The sequence below is a fragment of the Candidatus Marinimicrobia bacterium CG08_land_8_20_14_0_20_45_22 genome (assembly GCA_002774355.1).
Lineage (GTDB): Bacteria > Fidelibacterota > UBA2242 > UBA2242 > UBA2242 > 0-14-0-20-45-22.
The window spans coordinates 1-2,633 of record PEYN01000045.1 but is presented as its reverse complement, the minus strand read 5'-3'; the positions used below and the strand labels follow the sequence as shown (position 1 = coordinate 2,633).

The window sequence follows — 2,633 nt, the reverse complement described above, 5'->3', positions numbered from 1 at the left end:
AAGGTTTCAACGATCTCGCTTCTTGGGAATGTCATCGGATTGACGATGACGAGAAAAATGCCATCCGCCGGTTGGTTTTTTAGATCGATCTGCTTCGCGATGAATCGCCATGCGCGATCAAAAACTCCCTGTGAAATATCAGTCGCCTGTTTGTACCGGTTCATACCGTCGGCGTGAATTTCGTCCAGACTGCAACCGCCGATGGAATCATGTGCGGAATTTTGTAGAAGGAGATCCCAAGCGGTTTCGATGTAGCGGTCAGAAATGTCCAGTCCCAGCGCACCGGCGATCAAATTGAATGGTTCCGCGTAAAACTGGAGCCATTTTTCCGTCCGGAAATTCGCCTGTTTGAGAAACATTCTTGCCGATGTCGTATAGCCGTACATGTTGCCGGATCGCCGGTCGAATTGACTGCTTCGTCGCTCACCTTTGACGACGGGAAGAGGATTCCAATCGACAGAAGTCTTCAGTCCATCGGAATAATCTTCCAGCGTGCTGTGAATCGCCTGTCCGTTCGTTAAAATTTGGTTGATGTCTTTAATGATCCGAACGGTCTGTTCATTCGGTCCGCTTGTGTCGTGTCCTTCAGCCCAGAAAATATGCTCGGTCGTAAAATCGTCGATCTGATTTCTGATGATGGATTCGACGGACGGTTGAACATTTTCCGGATAGTATTCGTCTCGCGCATCTGCCAGTGCGTAATCTTCCGTTGCGGTTTCGAGATCGGCGAAGTGGAAGGGAAGACCGCCGCGCGTCCATTGGCGTTCGACGTCAGCAATTTTCTCGTTATGTACGACCGGGCGATAGATATAAAAGTAAAAATTGTAACGCGGCATCGTCGAGAATCGCGATGTCAGCGTTTGCGTTCCGTCGGCGCCTTCCCAGATGAATTCCGCTTTCGGACTGTCAAGCGAGTTCACGCCGCGATAAAACATGATGACGTCGATGCCGAATTCCTTGTATATCTGCGGCAGTTGCGAGATTTGTCCCCACGAAAATGGCGATTAGCCGACTTTCATGACGTGTCCGAATTCGCTGGCGATGCGATGACCCATCAGAAGATTCCGGACGAGATTCTCGCCGCCGACCTGAAATTCTTCAGGTAAAATGTACCACGGTCCGACGAGCAGACGACGCTCGCGGATGTATTTTTCAACCTGTTTGCGTTTTTGCGGCCGAATTTCCAGATAATCCTTCAGAACGATAGTCTGACTGTCCAAATGGAACGCGCGATAGTCTGGATTTCTATCAAGAATGTCCAGTGTCTGATCGATCATTTCGACCAATTTCTGGCGGTTGCGCTGAAACGGATAGCGCCATTCGCGGTCCCAATGCGTGTTCGATATGACATGGAATTTGAACTTTTTCGGCATTTTCGTTTTCTATTTAATCAGGATCATTTTCTTTGTTTGGGAGAAATCGCCGACCTGCAATTTGTAAAAATAAACGCCGGTCGGCAGGTCGTCAGCCGAAAAAGAGACGCGATGATTTCCAGCAGTCTGCCAGCTGTTGACGAGTGATTTTACCTCGCGTCCGAAGAGATCGAAAACCGTCAACCGGACAATTCCCGATTTTGGAATCGTGAACCGTATTAGCGTGGTGGAATTGAATGGGTTGGGGAAATTTTGCCCGAGTTCGAAAGTCGCGATCAGGTTGTCGGTTTTCGTTTTCGGATCGATAGACGTAACGATCTGAACGGAATCGGCGGTCAGCAATCTTAGCGCATCCGCAACGATGTAGGTTCCCGTCGTCGTCTGATTGGAAATGATGACACACTGCGACGGATCGCTGGAAAAATTATACTTTCCAATGAAATTCCACTTCGAGCCGTTTGTCGCTTGATTAATGCGAACCGTATCGCGTCCATTCGCATGGACGATGACATACGGCGTATCCGTGCTTCGGTTGTTAGCTGCGACCCACCAACTATAGACTTTACACAGGATCGATTTGTCTAGCGAAGTGCGATAGATCGCCTGTTTGTCACCGGTTCCTATTGTGTTATACAGTGAGCGGGATGTTCCATAATAACCGGGATTTGCTGACGGAGTCCAGCCGTTGCCAACCAAAGAACAGTTTGCGTCTTCGGTATCGATGATCAGTTCAACGCCGGTTTCCGATTCCGGGAACTTAACGGAATCGCGATCTACGATTGCCAGAATCGTCGGGATGGAACGATATGGTATTTCCGACGGACTGTTGACATACGCATTGCCAATTGTCATCTGCGTCGAACCGCCGCCGTCAAGATTCATTCCTTCCACGCAACCGCGCGAGATCAGAATGTCCGCGAGTTCGACCAAACTGACGCCAGCGCTCAGCGTTTCCTGTCTGCCGTCAGCCACGAAAATAATCACATGTTTGTCGGCTGTATAACCGACAGCGGTACGCGGATCGCCGCCGGTCAATCCAACGCCAGATCCCCACATGATCTCTTCATTATAAGTGACCGTTCTCTGGCCGTTTTTCACCAAAGTCGGCGCGCCGCCGATTCCCGTCAGCAGATTCGTCATTTGTGTTCCGCCGGATTTTGCCGGCGCCGATCTTGGCGTCGGATCGTTCGATACGTAAGCGAGCGGTTGGGTAAATTGATATACGCCGCTGACCGTGCTATCGAAGTGATAAATCCAGTT

The 2,633-nt window shown here is 50.0% G+C and carries 2 protein-coding genes and 1 pseudogene; all 3 read right to left on the bottom strand.

Annotation, left to right across the window (positions count from 1 at the left end; all coding sequences use genetic code 11):
* The coding region (locus COT43_03075; protein PIS29765.1) for a hypothetical protein at positions 1 to 935 on the bottom strand (935 nt) is incomplete at its 3' end.
* Positions 936 to 1,004: 69 nt separating this feature from the next.
* The gene (locus COT43_03070) at positions 1,005 to 1,373 is read right to left on the bottom strand and encodes a hypothetical protein (protein PIS29764.1); all 369 of its coding nucleotides are present in this window, start codon (positions 1,371 to 1,373) and stop codon (positions 1,005 to 1,007) included.
* Between the two features lie 855 nt (positions 1,374 to 2,228).
* Positions 2,229 to 2,633 (bottom strand): annotated as a pseudogene (locus COT43_03065) (hypothetical protein).